Origin of the sequence: Clostridium sp. CAG:265, from assembly GCF_000436575.1 — a bacterium.
Classification (GTDB): Bacteria; Bacillota; Clostridia; order Clostridiales; family Clostridiaceae; genus Clostridium; species Clostridium lentum.
On sequence record NZ_FR886590.1, the window covers coordinates 1 to 22523 of the forward strand.

General features: G+C 27.6%; 29 protein-coding genes and 1 tRNA gene. 24 read left to right on the forward strand and 6 right to left on the reverse strand.

All coding sequences use genetic code 11. The annotated features are described in order from the left end of the window. Nucleotides 1-15: 15 nt before the first annotated feature. Nucleotides 16-90 (forward strand) — tRNA-Thr (locus Q5O29_RS02580). Between the two features lie 113 nt (nt 91-203). Here Q5O29_RS02580 and Q5O29_RS02585 read toward each other — a convergent pair. Together Q5O29_RS02585 and Q5O29_RS02590 are read right to left on the reverse strand one after the other, a co-directional pair. Next, entirely contained in the window at nt 204-1184 is a 981-nt protein-coding gene (locus Q5O29_RS02585) for an ATP-binding protein (RefSeq protein ID WP_022211450.1), read from the reverse strand. Next, nucleotides 1177-2172 (reverse strand): DnaD domain protein, encoded by a 996-nt coding sequence (locus Q5O29_RS02590; RefSeq protein ID WP_302631617.1) that lies wholly within the window; start codon nt 2170-2172, stop codon nt 1177-1179. The genes Q5O29_RS02585 and Q5O29_RS02590 overlap by 8 nt, the downstream gene beginning before the upstream one ends. Nucleotides 2173-2327: 155 nt before the next feature. On the opposite strand from Q5O29_RS02590, the gene Q5O29_RS02595 reads away from it, so the two are divergent. Further along, nucleotides 2328-3467, forward strand: coding sequence for a peptidoglycan DD-metalloendopeptidase family protein (locus Q5O29_RS02595; protein WP_022211452.1), 1140 nt, complete (start codon nt 2328-2330; stop codon nt 3465-3467). Between the two features lie 114 nt (nt 3468-3581). On the opposite strand, the gene Q5O29_RS02600 is transcribed toward Q5O29_RS02595, so the two are convergent. The 4 genes from Q5O29_RS02600 to Q5O29_RS02615 all read right to left on the reverse strand — a co-directional run bounded on the left by Q5O29_RS02600 (nt 3582) and on the right by Q5O29_RS02615 (nt 6585). After that, entirely contained in the window at nt 3582-4775 is a 1194-nt protein-coding gene (locus Q5O29_RS02600; protein WP_022211453.1) for a S8 family serine peptidase, read from the reverse strand. A gap of 89 nt (nt 4776-4864) precedes the next feature. Continuing rightward, nucleotides 4865-5296: a DMT family transporter gene (locus tag Q5O29_RS02605; RefSeq protein ID WP_022211454.1), complete on the reverse strand. Its 432-nt coding sequence runs from the start codon at nt 5294-5296 to the stop codon at nt 4865-4867. Between the two features lie 95 nt (nt 5297-5391). After that, entirely contained in the window at nt 5392-5841 is a 450-nt protein-coding gene (locus tag Q5O29_RS02610; RefSeq protein ID WP_022211455.1) for a dUTP diphosphatase, read from the reverse strand. A 210-nt stretch (nt 5842-6051) separates the two neighbouring features. After that, nucleotides 6052-6585, reverse strand: a complete 534-nt coding sequence (locus tag Q5O29_RS02615; RefSeq protein WP_022211456.1) for a hypothetical protein — start codon at nt 6583-6585, stop codon at nt 6052-6054. 289 nt (nt 6586-6874) lie between these two features. On the opposite strand from Q5O29_RS02615, the gene Q5O29_RS02620 reads away from it, so the two are divergent. From Q5O29_RS02620 to Q5O29_RS02725, 22 genes are all read left to right on the forward strand, one after another. Next, the gene (locus Q5O29_RS02620) at nt 6875-8134 is read left to right on the forward strand and encodes a UDP-N-acetylglucosamine 1-carboxyvinyltransferase (protein ID WP_022211457.1); all 1260 of its coding nucleotides are present in this window, start codon (nt 6875-6877) and stop codon (nt 8132-8134) included. 16 nt (nt 8135-8150) lie between these two features. Next, nucleotides 8151-8942, forward strand: a complete 792-nt coding sequence (locus Q5O29_RS02625) for an MBL fold metallo-hydrolase (RefSeq protein ID WP_022211458.1) — start codon at nt 8151-8153, stop codon at nt 8940-8942. A 71-nt stretch (nt 8943-9013) separates the two neighbouring features. Further along, nucleotides 9014-9511 (forward strand): SEC-C metal-binding domain-containing protein, encoded by a 498-nt coding sequence (locus tag Q5O29_RS02630; RefSeq protein WP_022211459.1) that lies wholly within the window; start codon nt 9014-9016, stop codon nt 9509-9511. Between the two features lie 158 nt (nt 9512-9669). After that, complete coding sequence (locus Q5O29_RS02635) at nt 9670-10140, forward strand: Hsp20 family protein (RefSeq protein ID WP_022211460.1); 471 nt, start codon at nt 9670-9672, stop codon at nt 10138-10140. 24 nt (nt 10141-10164) lie between these two features. After that, nucleotides 10165-10644, forward strand: a complete 480-nt coding sequence (rlmH, locus tag Q5O29_RS02640) for a 23S rRNA (pseudouridine(1915)-N(3))-methyltransferase RlmH (protein WP_022211461.1) — start codon at nt 10165-10167, stop codon at nt 10642-10644. 145 nt (nt 10645-10789) lie between these two features. Next, nucleotides 10790-11803 (forward strand): hypothetical protein, encoded by a 1014-nt coding sequence (locus tag Q5O29_RS02645; RefSeq protein ID WP_022211462.1) that lies wholly within the window; start codon nt 10790-10792, stop codon nt 11801-11803. A gap of 2 nt (nt 11804-11805) precedes the next feature. After that, nucleotides 11806-12252, forward strand: a complete 447-nt coding sequence (locus Q5O29_RS02650) for a type II toxin-antitoxin system death-on-curing family toxin (RefSeq protein ID WP_022211463.1) — start codon at nt 11806-11808, stop codon at nt 12250-12252. Nucleotides 12253-12364: 112 nt separating this feature from the next. After that, a complete protein-coding gene (locus tag Q5O29_RS02655) occupies nt 12365-12703 on the forward strand; it encodes a hypothetical protein (protein WP_022211464.1) in 339 nt (112 codons plus the stop codon). Nucleotides 12704-12722: 19 nt separating this feature from the next. Further along, the gene (locus tag Q5O29_RS02660; RefSeq protein WP_022211465.1) at nt 12723-13028 is read left to right on the forward strand and encodes a hypothetical protein; all 306 of its coding nucleotides are present in this window, start codon (nt 12723-12725) and stop codon (nt 13026-13028) included. Between the two features lie 74 nt (nt 13029-13102). Next, a complete protein-coding gene (locus tag Q5O29_RS02665; RefSeq protein ID WP_022211466.1) occupies nt 13103-13726 on the forward strand; it encodes a hypothetical protein in 624 nt (207 codons plus the stop codon). Nucleotides 13727-13810: 84 nt separating this feature from the next. Next, a complete protein-coding gene (locus Q5O29_RS02670) occupies nt 13811-14122 on the forward strand; it encodes a DUF960 family protein (RefSeq protein WP_022211467.1) in 312 nt (103 codons plus the stop codon). 148 nt (nt 14123-14270) lie between these two features. After that, entirely contained in the window at nt 14271-14492 is a 222-nt protein-coding gene (locus Q5O29_RS02675; RefSeq protein WP_302631624.1) for a hypothetical protein, read from the forward strand. A 1543-nt stretch (nt 14493-16035) separates the two neighbouring features. After that, nucleotides 16036-16386 carry a Mor transcription activator family protein gene (locus tag Q5O29_RS02680; protein WP_022211468.1) on the forward strand — a complete coding sequence of 117 codons (351 nt, stop codon included), beginning with the start codon at nt 16036-16038 and terminating at the stop codon, nt 16384-16386. Beyond that, nucleotides 16356-16811 (forward strand): TM2 domain-containing protein, encoded by a 456-nt coding sequence (locus Q5O29_RS02685; RefSeq protein WP_022211469.1) that lies wholly within the window; start codon nt 16356-16358, stop codon nt 16809-16811. The genes Q5O29_RS02680 and Q5O29_RS02685 overlap by 31 nt, the downstream gene beginning before the upstream one ends. A 25-nt stretch (nt 16812-16836) precedes the next feature. Continuing rightward, on the forward strand, nt 16837-17304 hold the full coding sequence (locus tag Q5O29_RS02690; protein WP_022211470.1) for a hypothetical protein: 468 nt from the start codon (nt 16837-16839) through the stop codon (nt 17302-17304). Nucleotides 17305-17481: 177 nt separating this feature from the next. After that, entirely contained in the window at nt 17482-17712 is a 231-nt protein-coding gene (locus Q5O29_RS02695) for a hypothetical protein (protein WP_022211471.1), read from the forward strand. Nucleotides 17713-18014: 302 nt separating this feature from the next. Next, nucleotides 18015-18578: a hypothetical protein gene (locus tag Q5O29_RS02700; protein WP_022211472.1), complete on the forward strand. Its 564-nt coding sequence runs from the start codon at nt 18015-18017 to the stop codon at nt 18576-18578. A 58-nt stretch (nt 18579-18636) separates the two neighbouring features. Next, nucleotides 18637-19176: a hypothetical protein gene (locus Q5O29_RS02705; RefSeq protein ID WP_022211473.1), complete on the forward strand. Its 540-nt coding sequence runs from the start codon at nt 18637-18639 to the stop codon at nt 19174-19176. A gap of 87 nt (nt 19177-19263) precedes the next feature. Next, a complete protein-coding gene (locus tag Q5O29_RS02710) occupies nt 19264-19410 on the forward strand; it encodes a hypothetical protein (protein WP_022211474.1) in 147 nt (48 codons plus the stop codon). Between the two features lie 159 nt (nt 19411-19569). After that, the gene (locus Q5O29_RS02715; protein WP_022211476.1) at nt 19570-20007 is read left to right on the forward strand and encodes a hypothetical protein; all 438 of its coding nucleotides are present in this window, start codon (nt 19570-19572) and stop codon (nt 20005-20007) included. Nucleotides 20008-20103: 96 nt separating this feature from the next. Further along, complete coding sequence (locus Q5O29_RS02720; RefSeq protein WP_022211477.1) at nt 20104-20469, forward strand: hypothetical protein; 366 nt, start codon at nt 20104-20106, stop codon at nt 20467-20469. A 127-nt stretch (nt 20470-20596) separates the two neighbouring features. Continuing rightward, a complete protein-coding gene (locus Q5O29_RS02725) occupies nt 20597-22294 on the forward strand; it encodes a recombinase family protein (RefSeq protein ID WP_022211478.1) in 1698 nt (565 codons plus the stop codon). Nucleotides 22295-22523: the final 229 nt, after the last annotated feature.

The window sequence follows — 22523 nt, forward strand, 5'->3', positions numbered from 1 at the left end:
TTATATAGCATCCATGCTGGCATGGCTCAACGGTAGAGCAGCTGACTTGTAATCAGCAGGTTGTAGGTTCGATTCCTATTGCCAGCTCCAAGAACTCTAGTTTTTCTAGAGTTTTTTATTTTGCTAAATTTTATATAGTAAACACTTAAATTATACAGAAAAAAAGTAAGAGTTATGATAAACTCTTACTTTTTTACATTTAATTAAAGTCGTTTTTTAGATATATTCAGTTTTATTCTCACATCATCTCCGTAAAATTTAAATAATTTAAAATTACCAAGTAATCTAGAATATAGTCTAGTAGTATAAATATTTGATATTTCTAATAAATTTAAATTTGTAGAAATCAGCATCTTTTTATTATTTAAAAGCTTTTTATTTATTAAATTAAATAATTCATTAGTGGTAAAATCGGTAACTTGTTCAGCTCCTAAATCATCAATGATAAGCAAATCACAATTAATAAGAAGATCTAATAGTGTAGAATTATTTTCTAAAGCAATAGATCTTAAATCTTTAATCAATTCATCGGAAGTCTTGTAGATTACTAAATATCCTTTATCTAATAATTCTTTAGCAATACACCATGATAAGAAGGTTTTACCTGTACCTGATTCACCATAAAATAATAAATTAGTATTACTTTTTTCAAAATTAGGAAGATACCCACCAATAATAAATTCATAAATCATTTCCATGTTCTTTTTTTGGGTGTATTTATGGTTGTTATCATAAGTAGAAGAAAATAAATTAATATTAAAGTTCTTAAAATTACAATTATGTAAAGAATTTTCAAGTTCTGAAGTTTGATAATATAATTTAACTAATTTTGATTTATAGCAACTACATTTCTTATTACCAATAAATCCTGTATCTTTACATTTAGTGCATTGATAATGCAATGTTAAATAGTCCATAGGATAGCCATTAGCTGTAAGTAGTTCATATTTTTTTTCCCTAAGGGTAGTAATATTTTCACGGACAGCATTAAGCTCTTCCTCAGGAATGCCACGTAAAATTGACATTGGTAAAGAGATAGAAAGCTTTTGGATTTCATTATCTAGTTCCATAACTTTTGGAACTGTAAGCTTGATTTCTTCTTTTCTATTTCTTAAGGCTTTCTTTTCATCTTCTTGTATTTTTTCGTATAGTTCAGTTATTTTTTGTTGATATCCTTTAATCATTATCATACCATCCTAATAATTCTTGTTCTAAAGTATCATGAGCTTTAGCAGCCGTTACATTAATATTAGAGTTATTCATCCTCTTACTATTATTACTTGTATAATTACTTTTATTTATAGATGAAGGTGCTAGTTTATTTTCTTTTTCAGCAATTGCTTCAAGAGTTTTTAAATTATTTTTGTTCCAGTTAGATAAAATTCCATCTATATATTTAAATTCAGCTCTATTTAATCTTTTGAAGCATCTATTACAAGCTTCTTCTATTACTGGAATAGGAAAGTTAAATTTCATAATCCATTTTTCTAGCATTTCTTCTTGTGGCTTCATGATTTCAGTATTAGTAATTCCTAGGTATTTTAATATATGGCGTATTTTCACCCATTTATCTTCATTCATAGTGATATAATGCTGAGCTTGTTCTAGCGTTGTAATTTTCATTTCATGCCACGATTGAGCTATTTTATTTAAATATCTATAATCGGTTTTACCACGTTGAATATAATATTCTAATAAAAGAAGAGTCAATTCTGTAGATAAATTATAATCTTCTTCCCAGCTTAAATAGTTGGTCATTTCAATAGGGGATAGAGGACGTCCTAAAAGCCTTTCAATATCTGTTAACATATCTTTTCTTGAATTATTGTTAAGGGCTTCTAGTAAATTGACTTCTTTATTTTGAGTATTATCTTCTTTCGATAAATCTACAAACTCTATATTAAAATTTCCCATTTTATCTATAGGAACTAATTCAATTACACCTTCATCATTCCAATAATTAATAGCATTTATGACATCAGATTCTAATATGTTAAGATTTGCACCTATAATAGATGAACTAACTCCCATTTCGCCTGCAACATTATATTTAAGAAGTAGTAGATATACCTTGACGAATTCACCACGGGCATTAGGCATATATTTCTCTATAAATATGTTACTTACAGGAGTAAAGTTTATATGTTTATTTTTTAGCATAAATGTGCTCATAATTTTTCGCTACCTTTCTTGGTGTAATAACTAGATTAATTATAACAAAGCTAAATAAAAGCCTCAACTAAGCTTAGTAATATTAATTATGAATAATAACTTTTAAAATGGGAAAATTAATTGATGTGCTGAAAAGTTACAAAGGAGGAGTAGTAATGGACTCAAAACAAAAAGATGATATAAAGTCAGTGCTCAAATATACTATAGCTATAATTTGTACTATTTTTCTAGTATTTGCAACAAAAGAAATAATTATTAAAAATATAGATATATACTCTTTAGAAAATGATACAGTTGTAGGAGTGTTAAGTGGAAATACCATCAATAACAATGATTTGGATGATTTAAGCACTATAAAATGTATGGCTTCATCAGCAGCTATAATAGTTGATAGTTTTAATATAGAAGTTAATGGTTATAAGATACAAGTAGCAGATAGTGTTTTTGGTTATGTTAGCAATAAAGAAGAGCGTGATGAAATATTGCAAAAGGTCTGTTTAAGCTATATAAATGAATTAGGTATTGATAGTAAAAATGTATTAAAGGTATACGTAAATAATAATTTAAAAGCAATTCCTGAAAAAGTAAGTATAGCAAAGTTAGAGAGCAGTGTAGAAATTGCTGAAAATTTATATGATGCAGTGGTAATAAATGAAAATCTTTTAAATATGGAAATAGAAGTTATCAATAATCATGAAGAAATCATTGCACCAGCAGTAGTAGAAGAAAAAAGTGATGAATTATATATGGGTGAAAGTATTTTAGAAGAAGGGGGGTGTGGAAAGAAGGTTATATATACTAAAGAGCATTATAGTGGCATTAATAAAATTTCAGAAGATATAATCAATGAAGTAGTGATTAAGGAAGCAAAACCAAGTGTAGTAAAAAAAGGTGTAAAAAATCCCTATTATGATGGAATTAGATTTTTAAATAATCCACTTAAAGATGCAGTTCTTACTTCAATATTTGGCGAAGCAAGAACTAGTAGTTATCATAAGGGAATTGATTTAGCTAAGAATTTAGGTGAGGAAGTACATAGTGCTTATGAGGGAACAGTAATATTTTCTGATTATAATAATGGTGGATATGGCAACTTGGTAATAGTCCAACATGAAAATGATATGCAGACATATTATGCTCATTTAAATGAAATATATGTTTCAAAAGGACAGTATATAGGAACAGAAGAAGTATTAGGGACTGTTGGTACAACTGGATATAGTACAGGGCCTCACCTTCATTTTGAACTAAGAGTAGGGGGGAATCCTGTGGATCCAACTCAATATATATTATGAATTTAGTTTCAGTATTATCGTAAATTAGAGAGTGTAAAAGCTAAAAGAGGATGTCGCATTAAGAATAAATAATACAATATATTGTATATAAAATTTTTAGTGCGACATCCCCTTTTACTTTAGAAGTTTAGTTAAGTTTATTTTACCATAGCCCTGTTTATAGGTTTCAATATCCATAACATCGGCATTTAATTTTAACATGGAGATTACATCATCAAAAGTTAAATCAGGTTTTTTTTCATATAAAAGTGCACATACACCTGAAATAAAAGCAGCAGAAAGGGAGGTGCCAGAAAAAGACTTATAAGAGGAATCAAGTTTAGGGGCATACATTTTTATATTATTCTTTTCAGGAACAAAAGATATATTACTATTAAGAGAAATAATATCTACACAAGCAGCAGAAAAGTTAGGCTTGATATCTTTTTTTACATCTCCACAAGAAGAATAAGCATATGATTTTGTTTCACCAGAAGTATCAAGTCCAGCAACAGTTATGCAGTGTGGACTTAATGCAGGACCAGTAATGGTGCTAGCTTCATCTCTGTTACTGCCACTAGGAAGAACAGGAATAATTGATGAGTTTACAGCTTTAGTAAAAATATTATCAAATAGAGTATATATAAAATTATTAAAGGTCAATAATTCAAACGGAAGACATAAGATACGTATATTATATTGATCCTTTAAAAGAATAAGTTCTTCAATAGAAAATAACACATCAGATACCAATCCTTTACCAAGCTTATCAAATGCTTTGAAAACATGAAGTTCAGAGTTAGTAGCTATTCCTTTATAGATACCATTTGACGATTCACCATTGCCTGCAATTATTCCGCAGATGCTAGTACCATGGCCATTGTCATCATAAGGGTTAGTAAAGGAGTTGATTAAATCAACAAAAGTATGAATTCGATTTTGAGGAAGAGTTAAATCTTTATGAGGATAAACACCTGTATCTACTACACCAATTCCTATATTTTTGCCGCTTAAAGAAGTATTTGTGTGGAGCCTTATTTTGTTGGCTGACAGTACGCTCATGCCACAAAGAAATAAATATTGATCAAGACATATATATTGAATTTCAGGATATTCTAATAATCTTTCTATTGATTTTGAATTCAATTTTACACATATAATATTACAGCTTTCGATTTTTCTTACGATAATACCTTTATAAGACAAAACTTTTTTTATTATAAAATCTGGAAATTTGGCATATTTAATCAATATTCTATGATTCTTATTAGGATATAAAACCATAATAGCTTTTAAATCAGGATCAATTTTCTTATTAAAAGAGAACATAAAATACCTCTGTAATTAATCTTAGTATTATATTATAAGAATATGACTAAATTTGTTAATAGATTAGAAGAATACCCGAAATAAGAAAGCTAATGCCTCCATTTAAGAATAATAATACCTAATATCATCAATCCTAAACCTAAAAATTGCGAAAATGAAAAAGATATTTTTTCGCTACCAAATAAGCCAAAGGCATTAATTATTCCAGCAGCAGCAAGCTGAGCTATTAAAATAGTACCTATTCCTATGGTAGTTCCCAAGGATTTTATGCTAAGCATCACTGTAAGTGTAATTATAATTCCTAGTACTCCACCAAGAAGATAAAGTTTATTTACTTCTTTAATGGATTTAAAGTCACCCTTACCCCAAAATAGTACTAGGATAATAGCTATGACTAAGGCAGAACCATGAACAACTACATTAGTTTCCATATCACCGATCCTTTCACTTACACGAGTGTTAAATACACCTTGAATGCTCATGGCAATACCAGAAATAATGGCACTTATAAAACCAAACATATTACATCACCTCAAAGATATTGTGCCAAATAATTTCATATTTAATGTATTTTAAAGATTAAAAAAAGGCATTTGCAATAAGCAAATACCCAATATTATTCGAAAGCTTTATTAATTTGTTCTTCATCGTATCCTAAAGTGACACCTAAGCTTAATACATCTTCTAAAAGTGTATTAAAATGGTCCGTTGAAGGGGATATAATCAAATCATTTATATCAATAAATAGATTTAAAAATTGATCACTTAAGCAGTAATCGCTAGGTCTTAAATTTAATTCATAGGAACTCAAATAGTTCTTGTAAAGCCCTAAATTAATGACATGGGCTAGAAAATCAATATATTTTTCAAATATAACATCATGATTTAATTGGGATTTATTATCAATCCAATATTTATAGCAGCTTGTTTCTTGAGCTAGAAAACTAAGTTTCACTTGTAACTCTAAATGCTTTCTGGCAGTAAGCTTGTAGTCAGATAAGCTGGTATCTATTATTTTTTTAGCGGATTTATCTTTTTGATATTCTGCAAGTGATAAAATGTTCATAATTTATCCTCCTATAGGATTATATTAAAATAATATCATTAATCTAACTATATTTTACAAAAACATTTGACGATTGAAAAGGTTAGTAAACGAATACAAAAAATAAAATTTTGAAAATTTAGAAAAAATAAAAAAAATACCATGAAAAATAGACCAATATAGATTCATAATATCTATATATGGAATATTTTTCACAAAAGTTTAAATTTATTAGAAATGCTTTAATGGATATGTTTGAATTAAAATTTCTCTTCTATTGTTAGAAATCTTCCAAAGTTCTAATCTATTAACTTTTAGAGTTGATAAATTAGACTTTAATTCAGTTGGTCCATCAATTTTTTTAACTTCTTTATTAAAGTAGTTCATATTAGCTAGAGTTAGGTGAATATTTTCATTTGCATTTAAACTTTTAGTATTAAATCCATGCAGTTTAAGGTTATCAGATAATAATCTACTTAATTTTTTAATATATCCTATATCATGTACTTGTAAATTTAAAGTTTTACTAGTATCAGACACACTAACTTTTGAAGATAATTCCACTTTAAAAAATTTATATGGTTTAAGAACTTTGTCTATAACAAGATTTAATTTATCAATGTTAGGGTTTTCTAATACCTCTAGAAGAATATAAGGAATAGGAGAATTCCTATTGGCTTTATACCTCTTAGAAAGATTCTTTTGAATTGGACTTAAGTTTTTGTATGATTCATCATCAAACAAAGCTACTAAATAATATTTCATAAATATGACCTCACAAGCTAATTTTTATATGCAAACTTTGTAATAAATTATATCACATTACCAATAATATTACCAATTACTATAAGTTTAAATCAAAAGGTTATTACATTGGCTAAATAAACAATATATTGGAAGAAAAAAACCTGTTAACACTGATAGACTTTATGTTATAATGGTTAGAGTTGATTTTATGAAAATGAAAAAAATTGTCTTTTTGATGCAAATATGGATATATTTTACGAAGTAAGGATAAATTAATTATATATAATTTTAGGTAAGGGTGAATAGGATGGAAACATTAATTATTAATGGAGGCGGAACTTTAAGAGGATCTGTCGAAATAAATGGAGCAAAAAACGCAGCAGTAGCTATTTTACCTGCAGCTGTATTAGCAAGTAAAAGTAAATGTGTTATAGATAACATACCAGATATAGAGGATGTACATTGCCTGGAAAGAATTTTATTGGATTTAGGCTGCAGTGTAAAAAAAACTTCTAAAAATGTTTTAGAAATTGATGCTACAGATATTAATACTGTTAATGCGTGTACGGAAGATGTGAGAAGAATGAGAGCTTCTTACTATTTCATTGGATCTTTACTAGCAAGATTTAAAAAAGCTAAAGTTGAATTGCCTGGAGGATGTCCAATAGGAGTAAGACCTATTGATCAACACATAAAAGGTTTTGAAGCTTTAGGAGCTAAAGTTACAATTGAGCATGGTGCTGTTTTAGTGGAAGCAGAAAGCTTAAAGGCAGCAAACATTTTCTTTGATGTAGTATCTGTTGGTGCAACAATAAATGTTATGATAGCAGCAACAATGGCTGAAGGAACAACTGTTTTAGAAAATGTAGCAAAAGAGCCTCATGTAGTTGATGTTGCTAACTTCTTAAACTCAATGGGTGCAGATATTAAAGGTGCAGGAACAGATGTAATAAGAATAAAAGGTGTTAATGAATTAGTTGGATGCAATTATAGTGTTATTCCAGATCAAATTGAAGCAGGAACATTTATGATTGCTGCTGCAGCAACAAAAGGTGATGTTACAATAACTAATATAATTCCTAAACATTTAGAATCAATTAGTGCTAAGCTTATTGAAATGGGAGCTATTGTGGAAGAAGATGATGATAGTATAAGAGTTACGGTAGATAATAAATTAAGAGGTGTTAATGTAAAAACTGCACCATATCCAGGATTCCCTACAGATGTACAACAACCTATGTCAGTATTATTAAGTGTAACAAAAGGAAGAAGCTTAGTTACAGAAAGTATATGGGAAAACAGACATAAGCATACAGATGAATTAAAGAAGATGGGTGCTATGATAAAGGTTGAGGGAAGAACAGCTATTATAGATGGTGTAGAAAATCTTGAAGGAGCCAAAGTAATTGCTACTGACTTAAGAGCTGGTGCTGCAATGGTTATTGCTGGGCTAATAGCTAATGGAGAAACAGAAATAGTAGATATTGAGCATATAGATAGAGGATATCCTCATATTGAAGAAAAATTCAGAAGCTTAGGAGCAGACATAAGAAGAGTAGTAAGATAATTCTGGGGGAATTAAGATGAAATTTTGCTCATTATATAGCGGAAGTAGTGGAAACAGTATATTTATAGCATCAGATAATGCTAAAGTATTAATTGATGCTGGCTTAGCGGGCAAAAAGATAGATGATGCCTTAAAGTATATTGGAGAAGAATCAAGTAGTATAGATGGAATTTTTATAACACATGAACATATTGATCATATAAAAGGTGTAGGTGTTTTATCAAGAAAGTATGATATTCCTATATATGCTAATGACAATACATGGGCTGTTATGGAAAAAAACATAGGAAAGATAAAAGAACATAATATAAGGATAATGAATAGAAGATCATCTATTACAATCAATGATTTAGAAATAAGATCTTTTAATATACCTCATGATGCAATAGCACCAGTAGGATATACTGTATCTTCTGCTGGAAAAAATGCAAGTGTAGTTACGGATTTTGGTGTTTTCACTGAGGAAATAAGAGATAACATAATTGATTCAGATATTATATTATTAGAAAGTAATCACGATGTTAATATGCTTAGAATGGGACCTTATCCTTATAAATTAAAGCTTAGGGTTTTAGGGGAAAATGGCCACTTATCCAATGAAGATTGTGGAAGTGCTATTGTAAGTTTACTTAAAAATGATAAAAAGAAGCAGATAGTGCTAGGGCATTTAAGCGGAACAAACAATCATCCTGATTTGGCTTATCAGACAGTTGTAGATGTACTTTCTGCAAATGGTATAAGGCCAGGGGATGATGTCATCTTACAATTGGCTAGTAGACATAATCCAAGTGAAATAATATTGTTATAAAAATATTGAAAAAAATATGTTACATAAAGTATAATTTTAGTAGCAACATTAAATAAAGAGGAGAAAATACTATGAGTTTATATACACAATGGACAGAAATGGTTGTAGAATATGTAAAAACTAAGGGAGAAAAAGCTTTTTGGGCTGAATATACAAAAGTTGAAACAGCAATATACAAAGATTTATTAGCTAACCACAAAGAAGCTGTAAAGACTACAATTGCTGATTTGGCTAAAAAATATGAAACTTCAGTGGAATTCATCATGGGATTTGTTGATGGAATCAATGATAGCTTAAATAATTCATATGATTTAGAGACTTTAGATGAAAATACAGAATTAACTTTAGATGTTAATTTAGAAAAATTATATTTCAATATGTTAGAAGCTAAAGCTAACTACCTTTATACATTACCACAATGGGATGGAATATTCTCAGTAGAAAAGAGAAAAGAAATTCAAAAAGCTTACAAGACAACAAACATGGTTATCAATGATAACAAAGTTGGTAGAAACGATGCTTGTCCATGCGGAAGCGGTAAGAAATATAAGAAATGCTGTGGAAAGTAATATAAATTATAAAAGAGATTTGATGTATGTCAAATCTCTTTTTGCTAATATTTATCGAAATCTATGTATTGAATAAGAAATACATTACTTTTACTGTCAACTTTAATGAGACTTTTAAATAAATTATAATAAGAGTTTCAAAGACAGGAGAAAGACAAATGTTTAATATATTTCCATATGTGTTTCAGACAACTTTTAATACCTTAATGAATAGTGATTTTATAGATAGTATTATTGATAGCGTTTTAAATAATGAAACTGTTAATAATATGATAAATGAAATAGAAAATATGGCATCTTTAGATATAAATCTTAGTGAAAGGGAAAAAGAATATATAATAAGTGGAAGATTACCAGGAGTTAAGAAGTCAGATATTGATGTAGATTACAATAATAACTATGTAACCATAAAGGTTAAAAGAAATCAGTTTTTTTCTAATGGGCAAAATTTTTCAGTAACAATTATAGGGCCGGAAAATGAAGAAATAAAGGATTTTTATGTAGGAAATGTTGATCCATATAGTATTAAAGCTGTGTTTAAGGATAATTTGCTTACTGTACATGTTCCAAAGAAAAATAAGATTGATGATAAAGTTACTATAATTAATGTAGATTATACAGTTAAATAATGTATAGATTAAGGAGGAAAAATGATGAACATAACAATAATTTCAGTAGGAAAGCTTAAAGAGAAATATTTAAAGCTAGCTATTGATGAATATACTAAAAGATTAGGAAGATACTGTAAGGTTGATATAATAGAGCTACCAGATGAAAAAACACCTGATAATGCTTCAGAAAAAGAAGAACTTCAGATAAAAGATAAGGAAGGGGAATTAATTCTTTCTAAGATTAAAGATAATATGTTTGTGGTGGCTATGGATTTAAATGCAAAACAAATGACTTCTGAAGAATTTTCTAAGTTTATTGAAACACAAGGTGTAATGGGAAACTCCAATATAGCCTTTGTTATAGGAGGAAGCCTTGGTCTATCTCAAAATGTTATAAAAAGAGCTAATCATAAAATTTGTTTCTCTAAAATGACATTTCCACATCAATTATTTAGAGTGATGCTTTTAGAACAAATTTATAGAGCATTTAGAATAATGAAGAATGAACCGTATCATAAGTAAATGAGGTTTTTACTTAAATTGTAAATAAGCTTAATTAAAAGATAAATGCATATAGCATTTATTTTTTTTATTCATTGAAATATGAAAATGAAAAAAATATAATAGAAATATATGTAAAATAAATGTTTTATAGGAGTAAGTACAGATGGGTGATTTAACAACTTCAAAAATTTCAAGACAAAATATTTTAAATAATGACTATGCAATTTATGAAATTCAGAATCAGTTAAAATTAGAAGGAATTCAGTATAATACAGATATGATATTTACAAAGGAACAAATTGCAGAATATTTTAATGTAGATATTAGAACAATAGAGAGATGTATTGAGTTTAATAAAGATGAATTACAAAATAATGGATATAGAATTTTGAGGGGGACAGAATTAAAGGAGTTTAAAAAAATAATACAATCATATGGTGGTACCGACATTAATGTCGGTAGCAAAGTAACCGTACTTGGAATATTTAGTTTTAGAGCGTTATTGAATATTTCAATGATATTAACTGAGAGTGAAAAAGCAAAAGAAGTAAGAAGTGTAATTTTAGATATAGTAATAGATGTGATAAATAAGAAGTCTGGTGGAAATACAAAATATATAAATCAGAGGGATAATGAGTTTTTAAAATCATGGTTTAATGAAGAGAATTATAGAAAAGATTTTACTGATGCGTTAAATAACTATGTGAATATGGGACCAATAAAATATGGAATGTATACAAATGTTATATATAAAAACATTTTTAAAGAAAAAGCAGATGAATATAAAAAAATATTAAATTTGAGCAAGAATGATAGAATTAGAGATACATTTTATTCAGAAATATTAGATTTAATAGCATCTTATGAAGCAGGATTAGCATATGAATTGAAGCTTAGCTTTGAGGAAAAAGGTAGAAAGCTAAATCAGATGGAAGTAGATAGAATTTTTAAAAAATTTCATGAACATCCAAGGCAAAAACCTTTATTAGATAAGGCTAGAAATAAAATGGCTAGTCGAGATTTAGTTTTTAGAGATGCATTACATTTACAACTTCAAGAATATATAACTCCACTTGAAAAAGATGATTATGAAAGATTTATAGGAGAAAAGAGTAAAGAATTACAAGAAAGATTAGAAGAAGCAAAAGATGTATTTAAGAGACTTAAGGAGTATTAATTATGCAGACTATATGCGATAAGTGGGTATATACAGATATTAAAAGATTATATGGGGTCTATGAAAAGGTAGTAGATGTTAGTGGTGGAGGAGCTAAGGGAGTTTTAGATTTTGGAAAGGTAGAAGGAATACTTGAACAAGTAAAGAATGATGACTATTATCCAGAAATTGAAGATAAATTAACTTACTTATTTTTTTCATTAAATAAATATCATTGTTTTGAGGATGGAAATAAAAGAATAGCTTTAGCATGCTGTATGGATTTTCTTTTGATTAATGGGTATGTGTTTTTAGTTTCTAGATTTGCTAGAGAGATGGAAAATATAAGCATTCATGTTGCTTCAGGAAAGGTTGATAGAAAGTTACTTTACAAAATAATTCAATCGTTAATATATGAAGATGAATATTCAGAAGAGCTAAAACTAGAAATAGTCCAAGCTATAATATAAAGTGTATTATATTAAATTTATAAATATATATTATATATATAGATAAAACTCTTACTTATGTTTATATAAACATAAGTAAGAGTTTATATTTTTAGAAGGGAGAAAATATAGAATGAAAAAAATTTATTTAAAGAAATATTTTAAAAAATTAAATAATATACCATCAGAAGTAATTGAAAGTATAAAAGCAACAATAGATATACTAAATGAAAACTATGGAGAGAATAGGGATATAGAAGCTGAGTTAGGTGGATATGTAGTTATAGTAGAAAATATTGTAGATATGGAAATACTGAAACAAGATAAGTTACAAGGGTTAGTACCAGAATATACTGATATCGTTGAATGTAGTGAAGGAGTTGATTGGACTTCTTCACTATTTTTACTTTCAAGTGATTATGCGATAGTAGTAGTAACAACAGAAGAACTTTCTAAATTCCTAATAGAATAAGATAGGGAGATTGAATAACATGAGTAAGAAGAATGAAGAGAAGGTAATCAAAGAAACTAAGTATTGTAAGATAATAAGCCAAGGAAAAGTTGGAGAGGGAGAGTATACATACTCAATAGAGAAAATCTACATCAAAGAACTAAAGAGAGACGAAGTAAGGTTCTGTGTCTACAAGGTAACTAGAAGAGGTGATGAAACATACATTCCAAGAAGTCTTGATGTAACAGAGCTAGAACTAATAGAGTTAATAAAAGAGTCAATAAGTAGAAAAGTATTTTCAGAAGGATTCATTGAAATGTTAAAGCAAGAAATAAACCAAATCTAAAAGTCTTAATTGCTACAAGTATAGTGATTAAGACTTTTTACATTTAAATAAAATTATAGAAAGAGGGAGTATAAATGTTTAATAAAGATAATGTGTTCATTACAGTTAATGAAGAAATTTCTTCAATAATACAACAATATGTAATAAGAGAAATTAAGAAAGTATTAGATAAATATAAGAGCATAACAACAGAAGAAATAAGTAGTGTAGAAAAATTAATAAACAGTATAAATAAAGAGTTAAAAGAGGAATTCCTAAATGATTGGAGTAGGTCAGTAAAGATAGCAAAAGAAGTCGGAGAAAATGAGGTTGATGACAGGGTAATTTCTATGTACCAAAATCTAAAAAGTAAGGGATTAGAAGAATTATCAATAGGTCATGTTATAAATTGGTGTAATGAGTTAGATGAACAAGGTTATGTAATGATTGATGATTATAGCATAATTTATAAAAGTTCAGCTAATCTAAAAGATGTTGCAAGAAGGTTATTAGATGAACTTCTTGATGATGCAATATATGTTGATTCCTTAATAGATAAGGACTCACTAGTTGAATATTGGATAGAGCAAACAAGTAAAGAAAATGTAATAGATGACTTAATTAGAGGAAGTAATATTGAAGAGCTATTAGGACTTGATCCAGAAACCATATATGAAGATGAATATAATAAATATTTATATTCTGAAATAGATTGTTAAGAGGTTATATCTTAGTTAATAAGGTATAGCCTTTTTGCTTTTTAGATAAAGATTGAGAAACCAATAATAAGGAGATAAAGAGAGATGTTCAAGAAAGATAATAGATATGTAACTAGAGGAGTAAATGAGGAAGTAGATATAAGGTTGCAACTAATGATATGGTCTATGCTTGATAAGCTAAAAGATGAAGGAAATGTTGAACTGGATTACTTACAGGTTTTCAGGATAAGAAAAGAAGGAAATAAGATTGTAATAAGTCAAAGTCAAGAAGTTCCTGAATACTCATGTACATATGAAATAGAGCTAGAAGATATTAAGATAGATGATGAGATTAAAGTTTATGTAATAGATAGTGGAGAAGAATTTTCTACAATGTTATTTCCTGGAGAATATTAACAATTATAGAAGGTGAAGAAGTATGAATAAGTTAAGCAAATATAAATATTTTCAGTATGATAGTAAAGAACTTCTTGGAGTAATGAGGTTCGATTTCTATGATTGAAGGCTATCTAATCAATGGAATCCTAGAGAATTAATAATTGAAATGAATGATAGGAAGTTAATAGACCTAAAGAAGTTACAACAAGAACTTAATTACATTCAATTCACATTCATAGAAAAGTTCAATAAAGTTGTAGAGCTATGTAATGGTACAGGTTATGATAAAGAAACTCTAGTGTATATAGAGCTTGAAGAAGGTAAGTATGTAATAAAGTTAATACCCATAAAAGATAGTTACTCATACATATACACGTATAAGAGATAGGAGGAGAAAGTTATGGATATTATAACAGTAATAAAAGTAGTTGGAACAATACTAACAGTTGTAGCTACAACAATAGAATCAACAAGTAATAAGTAGTATGAAATATAATATCATCACAATAAATAAAATAATAGATTAATTGTGATGATATTATAACAATAAGCTGATTTTTTTTATAAAAATAATAAACTACTAGAAAATATCGTTGTAATAGTAGTGTCGATATAACGATAGTGATGATATTTTCAGAAGTAATAAGATTGAGTAGAAAGACATAGAAGAAGCCTAAGTAAAGATATGATTTATCTTGAAAGTAGGGTAAATAGAAAAACTGTAACTACAATCAATCTAAGTACATCTAAAAAGCAACGTTAACACATCAGAAAACAGAGATTTTAGAAAATGTGAAGAAATGTAGCGATAGGAATGAAAAACTGCGAAGAGAGGATAAATTGAATGTTTTCTAAATAAGATGGTAAGCAATAAAGATAAATCAGTAAATAATAGCTTCATAACTATACAAGCTAGGATAACAAGGCATGAAAGACTATGAGATGTTGAAGTCATAGGAAATCCTAGGCTCAATAATTCCACTTAAAATCAAGGATAAGTCATAACATATAATATGTACAGGAAAAATCTAAATTCACTCAAAAATAAAAAGAATTGAAATGATAAAACATAAAAATAATGAAACTTGGAACTAGGGAATAAGGAACTAAGGACTTGGGACTTGGAAAGAGTAACGGGGGGATAGGGGGGCTAAAGCCTTATAATAAAAATAAGAATTGAAATAGATTAATAAAAATCTATTTCAATAAAAAATAAAATAAATAATAAAATAAATAATAAAATAAATAATAAAATAAATAATAAAGAATGATAAGAGTAAATATAATAAATAAAAATGATAGAAAGAAGTATATAATAATAAGATTACAATGAGAAGATAATTAAGAATATAACAAGTTAAAGATAATTGATTAAGAAATTTCAATAATATAAAGTAACAATTAAAGATTATAACAATTAAAGCTAATGATAATAAAGAAGATATAAAGTAATAAGAAATATATACAATAAGATGAAGAAAATCTAATCAATATATAATGATACAATTAAGATAATATAACAACAAAAGAAGTTGATGAAGAAGATATAATAACTATACCAATTGACATAAATAGAATTAAGAAAGTCTAACAAATTACAATAGATAATAAAATCATAACAATAGACTGAGATAAAAAATGTGATGTACCAATAAAGAAAAATACATCAGAAAATAACAATAACATACTATAAAACAAAGATTCTAGGAAGCGAGAATAAATAATAGCACTCAATATAAAAACAACAAAAAAAGGGATAAATAAACCGTTTTAAATTATACAATCAAATATATATTATAAATATGAAAAAGAGTTAATGTTTCTAAGGAAGGAAGCATTAACTCTTTTTAGATTAGCCAAGTGATTTTTCCTTGTAAAATCCATTGGCTTTTCAATCTTATGAAAACTTTTTAATGGAGGTAATATTTAATGTGAAAGAAAAGGAGTTGATGGAACAAGAAAACATGAGTAAAAAGAGTGAGAATTACAGAGGTATCTATAAAGATATGGTTGAGGTTCTAGGACATGATATAACTCTAAAAGTATATGAAAGTTATAAAGGTCAACAGATAACATTTCCGATGAGATTATATTCAGAAAAATATGTAATAGATTATCTAAATAAACACTATAATGGAAAGAACTTAAAACAGATATCAAGAAACTTAGGATACACTTGTAATTGGTTACAAAAGGTAATAAATAAGAATGGAATAAAAAAAAGAGCGATTAAAATGGAGGTACATAAGAAATGTATTGTAGACAATGTGGAGAAGAATTAAATAATCCAAGGGCAGTAATATGTATAAAATGTGGAACTAACAAAGGGCAAGGTGAGAATTACTGTCCTGATTGTGGACAAGAAGTTAAAAATAAAGGTGCAGAAGTATGTTTAAATTGTGGAATAAGATTGAAAGGAGCAATGAATAACATAGCAGACCAATTAAAGAGTGTTGCAAGTAAGAGTAGAAGCAATACCAATAATAAAATGGTAGCTGGACTATTAGCAGTATTTTTAGGTTCAATGGGAATACATAGATTTTATCTAGGATATAAGGAAATAGGATTTATACAATTAGGTTTATTTGCTATAGCAATGTTCTTATTTGCACCAGTATTATGGGGCTGTTGGATATGGGCAATTATAGATGCAGTTCAGATATTTACAGGGAAAATGAATAATGCTAATGGATTAGAATTAGTTTAATAATAAATTATTAGGAGATAGTTAAATGGGATTTGATGTGTGGAAAACAGGTGTAAAAGCAAAAATAGGATTATTAAAAGCAGATATTGTAGGTAACTATAGAGAAAAAGAAACCAATAGATATATTCGCAAAACAAAGCAAGAAGCTAATCCAAGTATAGTTACTACAAAAGAGCACTTAGAATATTATTTAAAGAAAAAATATAATTTAATATATATAGAGGGAGAACTATATCATGAAATGGAGCAGAAGGATTATAAAAAAATATTGAATAGTGTTGGAAAGACAATGTCTAAGGTAGGAAGAAATACAGCAATAGTAAGTGGAGTGGTTACAGCTGGAATGAGTCCTTTTACAATACCACTTGCGTTAAGTTCAATGTTTCTTGGTGTAATATCTAAAAGTGATTTAGATAACTATGAATATATAATTGATAAAAATGAGGAGCGTATAATATTAAAACATAAAGGTTATAATCCAAAAGGAGATTAAAATTATGAAGAATACAAATTAAATAAAATTTCACTAAATATTTATTAGATTTTTAATAAGTATTTAGTGATTTTTAGGAGAGTAGATAAATTTGTTTTTACACAAATTTATCTATTTTTTTTGTGTGATTAGTTAGTATATTTAGAATATTATACTGTATAAATTTAGAAGAGTTTTGTGGGAAGAAAAAATGATATTAACTTCGATTACAATTCAGAAGTAAAAAAGTGTAAAACAATCGATAACGTTCTTGGAAAGAACGGGTTAGTTCAAAGATTAAATAGTATGATTAAAAAAATAAAAAAAATATTTATTCAAAATAAATATAAAAATTTGAATAAATATTCAAAATGCAAAAATGTAATTAAAAGTAAAAGTGAGATAAAGCAAGTAAAATCAATACTTTAGCAGTGATTGCTATCGAGTTAAGGAGTTCCTGGAGTGAAAAGAGGATAAAGTTTTTTAAGGTAGGAAATGTAGTCATCGATGGCAAATCATAAGGGAAAATTCAAATGAATTATAATACTGAAATTTCCAGTAAAATGGAATTTTAGCGATTTGCACAATATCTAAAAGTTGTTATAATAAATTTGTAAGTTAATAAAATGCAAATGCATAAATATGAATATAGACTATATTTATAATAAAAAGAAAAGCAACTGTATAAAAATGCAAAAAGAAAAGAAAACGATTACAAAGGAGACGATTATATGGCTATTTTAACAAAAGATGGTAAAGCAGTAGATTTATCAAGAGGACTACAACTAGGAGAGATAAAAGACTTTAAGTCTAGAGGACTCAAGAAAACTAAAAAAGGAGATATTTTTGAATGTGGAAACTTAGAAATTCTTTTAAAGAATGGAGTATCTCTAAGTCAATATATTATGGTATCACCATATAATAAGTATCTCTTTTATAAGTTTGTTAAAGCGGTAGGATTAGAGCATAAGATAGATGAGTATGTAGATTTCCCCTTTTGTGAAATGTTTGATAAGGAGATTGTAGTAGAACTTGATTATGAGTCAGTTAGAGGTGGGAGATACTTAAATGTAATAAATGTATATAGTTTAGAAGAAGCAGAGGAGTTCATACAGTACCAAAAAGCAAGAGATGAGTTAAAGAGAAGAAATGGGATGTTAGGTATGAATTTTATAGAAATGGTGAAAGAGAGAAGAGCAGAGGTAGCAAGTAACTTTAATAATACACAAGAGGTAGAAGTAAATGAAAATGAAGTTACATTTGGTAATGAATATGAGGAATTTATCGGAATTTAACATTTATAAGGTGGCTTAGATTTTACTAAGTCATATTAATTTAAAAGGAGGAATAGAAATGTCAGAAATGGTTATAGGAAAAAAGACAGGTGTAGCAGCATTAAGAGCAAGGAGACCAGCACCAAAGCTAAGACCTAAAAATAAGGAGGATAATAAAATGGTAAGTAGTAATAATGAATTAGTTGAAGATGATTATGAGATTAAAGAAAGTATAGATTTAGATTCATTTAAACCATCAGAAAGTAAATCTATAAATAAAGGTATTGCTGAAGCAGGAGTAATGTCAATAATAAATTCTAAGACTGGAAAAAGAATAATAGTGTCTAATGAAATAATGGAGAAGTTAAATAAGCCAGAAAGGATAGTAATGTCATTTTCAGAGGATAAAATTGCTATAGGTGAACAACTACCGAATAATGATAATTACATAAATATAAAAGTTTTAAAGTCTAAGGGAGTTATTTATTCAGCAGGAATAGTTAAGGAAATAACAGATTTATATAAGTTAGATTTCAGTAATAAGACTTCTATTACATTTTTTGATGTTGAATATGTTAAATATGAGGACAATGTTGTAGCAATAATAACAGTAAGTTAATTGTACTTGATAAGTATATTAAATCACTAAGCATTGTGCTATGTTGGTTCAATGCTTAGTGAAATAAATGTAAGAGGAGTATAGTAAATGAGTTTAAATAATGCAGTAAGAAATAATAATTTACAAAATTCAATATATGGAGAAATTATAGAAGAAGATATAACAAGAAGAGAACAAGAAGAAATAATGGCTAGTGAATGGTTTATAAACTGGATGAAAGATTATCATTACTAAAAAGTGTACAATAAGGAGAAAAAATTATGAGTTCCAATAATAACAGTAATGAGGTAATAGATTTACTTTCAGAAATAATAATTAATTTTATATCTAAAATGACTAGCACAAGCAATACTGATAAATTTAAAAAACTGTAATCTAAAAGGAGAAATTAAGATGAAAGATAGAGAAATGAAAAGAGCTAAAGAAGTCATAGAGAAAGGAGATGGAAGGCATATGTATACTATGGAACAACTTTTATTTAGATTGTCAATAAAAATACCTAATCAAAATATAAATGAAGTAATAGATAAACTTAAGAGATTATCTATAGTACCAAGTGCAATATTCAAAACTAGTTGTGGACTTATAGTAGAGTGGTGGACGATGAGATGTCAAGTCATTCTTGATTATAATAACTATATTAAATTAATTGAAGAATTTTTAGAGTATGTAGATAGTATAGGGTTTAATGAATGGATATTTGATACAGGATGTCTAAGTGATAGTTTACCAGTTGAATACGATAACTTAGAGGTGATAATTAACCCAAGATTTACAGTAGAAAATTTTAATAATACTGGAGAGATAGAGATAAATGATGAAACTAAATAGGACAAGTTATATAGTTAAGTAAATCTAAACCAGTTACTCTGTTAAAAATAATAGGTATATATTAATAAATAACCAATTCAAAAGGAGAAGATGAACATGATAAATGAAATAATTAAAGAAAACGTATTAATAAACTTTGATATTGATATTAATGAAAATGGAAAAGGGAGAGATGAGATGGCAATAGATACATATACAATAATAGTTCCAATTGAAGCTATTACAGAAGAAGTATCATTAGATGAATTACATATGGAGTTTAACTCATGTATAAGTAATGTCAAGATAGCAGAAAAGAAAATTACTATGGATTATTTTACAGGTGAAACTATATTCATGAGAACAGTAAGTGAAATCCAAGAACATGTTAGATTTATGGTGAATAGTATACGCAATAAGTTATGTAATGTTAAAATAGGTAATTTTAAATTAGTGTGTAACTTCTATACTTGGAGAGATTAATTAAATGATTGAAAATATCGTTGTTATTGTTATTTCAATAATAACGATATTTTCCGTTATAAACTAAGATGATAAGTATATATTATAAATTTGATTAGAGAAAACATGAAAATTGGAGGTATATAAAATGGTTTTAAAGAAGTTACTTAATAATATAGAAGATGAGAATGCAAGAAAAAGATTAGCTCTATATACTCGTGTTAGTACTATAGAGCAATCTGAAGAAGGTTATAGTATAGATGAACAAGAAAGATTACTAAGGAGTTGGGCAGAGAAAAACAATTATGAAGTGTATAAGTGTTATTCAGATAGAGGGATTAGTGGGAAAGATATTAAAAATAGACCAGCTTTGAAAGAGTTATTAAAAGATGCAGAAGAAAAAAAGTTTGATATGGTTATCTCATGGAAGATAAACCGTATAAGTAGAAAGTTAGCTGATGTATTAAAGATAGTTGACATATTAGAGAAGAATGATATAACATTCAAATCATATTCAGAGCCATTTGAAACAGATACACCAGCTGGAAAAATGCAATTTCAGATGATGGCATTGATAGGAGAGTTTGAGAGAGGTACTATAGCTCAAAATGTAAAGATGGGGATGTGTGCAAAAGCAAAATCAGGAGAATGGTGTGGAGGTAGAGTTTTAGGGTATGACCTAGTTCCTGTTGAGAATCAAGAAGGAGCTAAAAGAAAAAAGAATAGACTAACAATAAATGAGAAAGAAGCAGAAGCAGTTAGGTTTATTTTCAATGAATATGTTAATGGGAAGGGATATAAAGCTATTACTAATCAACTAAATAAGCTAAGTTATAAGACTAAGAAAGGAAATGATTTTTCAGTAGGTTCAATACGAGAAATTCTAACTAATCCAGTATACATAGGAAAGGTTAGATATAATGTAAGACAAAATTGGTCAGAGAAAAGAAGAAGAAATATAAATGCTAATCCAATAATAACAGATGGAATACATGAACCTATAATAGATGAAGGGTTATGGGATAAGGTACAAGCAATAATGGAAAGTAAGAAAGGTAAACCTTCAAGAATATATGATGGTGAGTATCCACTAACAGGAATACTAAAGTGTCCTAAGTGTGGGGCTGGTATGGTGATTTCAAGAACTACTAATAAGTTAGCTGATGGAACTAAGAAGAGAATAGCTTACTACTGTTGTGGAGCATGGAAGAATAAAGGTACAAGTGTATGTAATTCTAATACAATAAGAGTTGATAAAGCTAATGAATATGTATTCAATAGGATTTCAGAATTACTTTCTAATGAGAAAATGGTTAAATCTATAGTAAATAACATTAATAAAGAAAGACATAAAAAGATAAGTCCAGCTAAGAAAGAGCTAGAAAGAATAGATAAGGAGCTTGAAAAGATAGATAGGAAGAAAACTAAGCTTTTTGAAGCATATGAAGAAGAGATAATATCTAAGGAAGAGTTCAAGGAGAGAAAAGATGAGCTAAACAAGAGAGCTAAAAGTCTTCAAGAGGAAAAAGAACCACTTCTAGTTACACTTTCGGATGATGTAAGTGAAGAAATACCTTATGAGTTCATAAAGAGCATACTAGAGAATTTTAGTAAAGTTCTAACAGAGAGTGCAACTAGAGAGCAACAGAAGAAATTGCTTCATATGATAATATCAGAAATAACTATAAATGAAGCAAGGGAGATAGATTCAATAAAACTAAAAATAAATGATAACTTGGTTGATTATATAAGTAAAGAAGAAGGAGTATCTATAAAGGATGCTCCTTCTTCTTTTATGTTAAGAAATGTTGGGGTAAGTACATTGAATTTAGATATTGCTATATAAATATAAATTAACAAAAATAGAATATTGAAATTATTTTTTATAAATATTATATTTATAGTATAAGGGTGTTTATTGGATAAATTAGAATTTATTAGGGGTTATTATGTAGAGCTATTTGTTAAAAATAGAATCTCAATAGCTATGATAAAAAATTTTATGAAAAGTTTGGATTCAATCAAAAAATAAGATGAATTTTTTAAATATGGATAATAAAACTTTAAACTTTAGG